The sequence below is a fragment of the Pseudomonas syringae genome (assembly GCF_021605415.1).
Lineage (GTDB): Bacteria > Pseudomonadota > Gammaproteobacteria > Pseudomonadales > Pseudomonadaceae > Aquipseudomonas > Aquipseudomonas syringae_S.
In genome coordinates, this window is record NZ_WKEQ01000074.1 from 1 (window position 1) to 3,904 (window position 3,904).

Below are 3,904 nucleotides of genomic sequence, written 5' to 3' on the forward strand. Positions count from 1 at the left end.
TGCCCTAGGCACAAAGTTGGGCTCGGGGGGGGTGGTGGGGGATTTGGCCTTCGGAACGAAAAAAACCCCCGCCACTTCACAGTGGCGGGGCCTCTTGTGTCACGCGTATAGCCTTAGAAGTCGATAGTGCCCGACAACTTCGCCACTCGCGGTTCACCCTGGGTCAGATAACCGCCCTGCGCCGATTCCCAGTATTTTTTGTTCGCCAGGTTCTCGACGCCCAGACGCACGGTGACGTCTTTCTCCGAAACCTTGAAGCCATAACGCGCGCCGGCATCAAAGCGGTTCCAGGTCGGCAGGCTGAGGTTGTTGGCCGCGTCGGCGTATTGGCCACCGGTACGCAACATCCGCGCATTCAGCGCGACGCCTTGCAGGCCGGGTACATCCCAATCCACGCCGGCGTTGAACTGGAAGGTCGGCACGCCGATGGCGTGGTTGCCGTCGTTAGCGCCGTTCTGGGTTTTCTTCAGTTCGGTGTCCATCAGGGTCAGGCCGCTGATCAGGCGCAGGCCTTCGATCGGCTCGCCGAACACGTTCATTTCTACGCCTTTGTTGACTTGCTCGCCTTCACGCACGTAGGTGCAGTTGTCGGTATCAACGATTTCACAGTAGCCATCGCTCGGCTGCTCGATGCGATAGACACCGAGACTCGCGCCGTAAGTGCCCATGTCGACTTTCACCCCGGCCTCGGTCTGTTTGGAGCGCGCTGGTGCGTACACTTCGTTGCCGTTGGTGACGGCGAATCCTCCGGAGCTGGTTGGCGACGTCGGGCCTTGAGCCAGACCTTCGATGTGGTTGGCGTAGAACGATACGTGCTCCCACGGCTTGAACACGATGCCGTAGACCGGCGTGGTGATCGATTCGTCGTAGCTCGACGAGCGCGGGCCGCTGCCGTAACTGGCGTAGCTATAACCCTGTACGACCAGTTGCTGACGACGCAGGCCGGCGGTAATCAGCAGGCGATCGTCAAAGAACCCGAGGGTGTCGGAGATCGCTACGCTGCGGTTGAAGGTCTTGCCGACAATGCCTGGGTCATTGAGGTTGCCGCCCGCGAAGTTGCCGACTGGCGACGGGGTTTCTACCGGATGGTAGATGTTGTTGCCGTAACGGGTCAGGTCGAAATCGTAGGCACTGCGCTGTTCCGCCCAGATACCGGTCAGACCAAAGTTGAGCTTGTGGCTGACCGGGCCGGTGTTGAATTTGCCATTGAGGCCGGCCATGACACTGGTGTTGTCTTCATCGTGCGGGATGAACGAACCGGTGGTAAACGAAGCGCCGTCGTTGCCAACCAGTGTGGTCGAATTGTAGCGACCGACTTCGCGGGTGTGCTTGGCGCCACCGGCGGCGTACGCGGTCCAGTTGTCGTTCAGGTCGTACTCGGCGCGCAGCATGCCGAAGGTGTCTTCGATATCGGTGTAACCCCATTTCGGCGCGTAATTGGTGTCGGCCGAGGGTGCATCTGGAATGTGCGTCGCCGTGCCGACGTTGACCGAGTTGCGGCCACCGTTGACGCGTTCCTTCTGGTAGGCGAAATCGCCGGACACCCGCAGCGCATCGCCGCGATAGTCCAGGCCGATGGCGAACAGTTTCGAGCGCTGGTTTTCATGATCGATGGCGGTGTCGCCTTCGCGCTGGGACAGGTTGATGCGTGCACCGAAGCGGTTGTCTTCACCAAAACGCTGGCCGATGTCGAAGTGCTGACCGACGCGGCCATCGCTGCTGATGTCGGTGGTGAAGCGGCGCAGCGGCACGTCGCCGGCGCGTTTGGGTTGCAGGTTGACGCCGCCGCCGATGCCGGAACCGGTCGGGGTCACGCCGTTGACGAAGGCGTTCGGGCCTTTGAACACTTCCACGCGCTCCAGGGCGTCGGTGGAAATGATCTGACGAGGCAGCACGCCGTACAGGCCGTTATAGGAAATGTCGTCACCGTTCAGTGGCAGGCCGCGGATCATGAACACCTGCGCCTGGTTGGAAAAACCGGAGGCCTGGCGCACCGAGGAATCGTTGAGCAGCACATCGGCGACGTCTTCGGCTTGCTGATCCTGGATTAATTGCTCGGTGTAGGACGCCATGCTGAACGGCACGTCCATTACGTCCTGATTGCCCAACACGCCCAATTGCCCGCCGCGTGCGACCTGGCCGCCGGAGTAGACCGGGGGCAGGGCGTTTGGCGTCGGGGCTTGAGCATTGACGTTGACGTCGTCGAGCACCAGTTCCTTGCCGTCGTTTTCTGTGGACGTGGCGGCGTGCGCGGTGACGGTCAGGGAGCACAGCAGGGCGAGCAACGTAGGACGAAAAGGAACGCCGGGACGGGACGAAGTGGGCATTGATTGATTCCTGAGTGGCGCGCGGCCATAGAGAAAAAATGATGACGGCGCGGGAACTCCTTGCGCAAATGCGACTCCAGGCACAAATGATAGATTTTCTCAGTCGCGCATTGCAATCATTTTGTAATCACGAAGATTCCCCTTGTGTAGGAGCGGCCGCAGGCTGCTCCTAGAGGTTTGTGTTCACAATGAAGTGGCCTGTGTGGTGATCGCGGCCTAATGGAAATGATGGAGTGCCATGCACAGCTTGAGATTGTTTATCAGCGTCGGCGCGTTGCTGGCGCTGGCCGGTTGCGCCAGCCAGCGCAGTGAGGAACCGGCACCGCGCCCGCCCGCCGAGGTCAAGGCGCAGATCGTGCGGCTGCTGCCGGCCAATACGGTCGACCGACAGGGCTGGGCCACCGATATTTACGCTGCGTTCGCCGCGCAAGACATCAGCCCGACCACGCAGAATTTGTGCTCGGTACTGGCCGTCGCCGAGCAGGAGTCGACGTTTCAGGTCGATCCGCCCGTGCCCGGCCTGGGCAAGATCGCCCGCGACGAGATCGACCGCCGCGCCGCCAAAGTCCATATCCCCAGCCTGCTGATCGACGGCGCGCTGGCGGTGCGTTCGCCCACTGGCAAAACCTACGCCGAACGCTTGCGCGCAGCGCGCAGTGAAAAGGAACTGAGCGCGATCTTCGACGACTTCATCGGCATGGTGCCCATGGGCCGCACCTTGTTCGGCGGCTTCAACCCGGTACACACCGGCGGGCCGATGCAGGTCAGCATCGAATTTGCCGAGCAGCACGCCAAAGATTATCCGTACCCGGTGGACGGCACGATTCGCCGCGAAGTGTTCAGCCGTCGTGGCGGCATGTACTTCGGCATCGCCCATCTGCTCGGTTATCCGGTGAGTTACCGCGAACCGCTGTACCGCTTTGCCGATTTCAACGCCGGTTGGTACGCCAGCCGCAATGCCGCGTTTCAAAATGCTGTCAGCCGCGCCTCGGGCATACCGCTGGCGTTGGACGGCGACTTGATCCGTTACGGCTCGATCATGCCCGGCAGCACAGAACTGGCGGTTCGCACCCTTGGTAAATCCCTGGACATGCGCAACCCGAGCATTCGCGATCAACTGGAGAAGGGCGACAGTCTGGCGTTCGAGGACACTAAGCTGTATCGACGAGTATTCGAATTGGCCGAGCGAGCGGAGGGCAAGACGTTACCGCGTGCGGTGTTGCCGGGGATCGTCCTGGAAAGCCCGAAAATCACCCGCAAACTCACCACCGCATGGTTCGCCAATCGCGTCGATGCGCGCTACAAACGCTGCATGGCCAAGGGCAGCTAAAAACCGCCAGGCATAAAAAACCCGGCTGCGGGAGCCGGGTTTTTCTGAATTGCTGCCTTACAGCCATTCATTCAAGCGTTACGCAGTTCGTTCAAGCGATCCGAACCACCTTCGGCAACAGTGTTGCCTTTCAGACGATCCGAGCCATCAGCGGCGACGGTGTTGCCTTTCAGACGATCCGAGCCATCAGCGGCGACGGTGTTGCCTTTCAGACGATCCGAGCCATCAGCGGCGACGGTGTTGCCTT

General features: G+C 61.0%; 2 protein-coding genes. One reads left to right on the plus strand and one right to left on the minus strand.

Translation table 11 applies throughout. The annotated features are described in order from the left end of the window. Positions 1-113: 113 nt before the first annotated feature. Complete coding sequence (locus GIW69_RS25950; protein ID WP_236485638.1) at positions 114-2,327, minus strand: TonB-dependent siderophore receptor; 2,214 nt, start codon at positions 2,325-2,327, stop codon at positions 114-116. A gap of 238 nt (positions 2,328-2,565) precedes the next feature. Here GIW69_RS25950 and GIW69_RS25955 point away from each other — a divergent pair, with 238 nt between their 5' ends. Beyond that, a complete protein-coding gene (locus GIW69_RS25955; protein ID WP_236485640.1) occupies positions 2,566-3,657 on the plus strand; it encodes a DUF1615 domain-containing protein in 1,092 nt (363 codons plus the stop codon). The last annotated feature ends 247 nt before the right edge of the window (positions 3,658-3,904 follow it).

Coding starts and splice junctions, on each gene's coding strand:
- GIW69_RS25950 (WP_236485638.1), bottom strand. CDS start 2,327: ATGCCCACTTCGTCCCGTCCCGGCGTTCCTTTTCGTCCTACGTTGCTC.
- GIW69_RS25955 (WP_236485640.1), top strand. CDS start 2,566: ATGCACAGCTTGAGATTGTTTATCAGCGTCGGCGCGTTGCTGGCGCTG.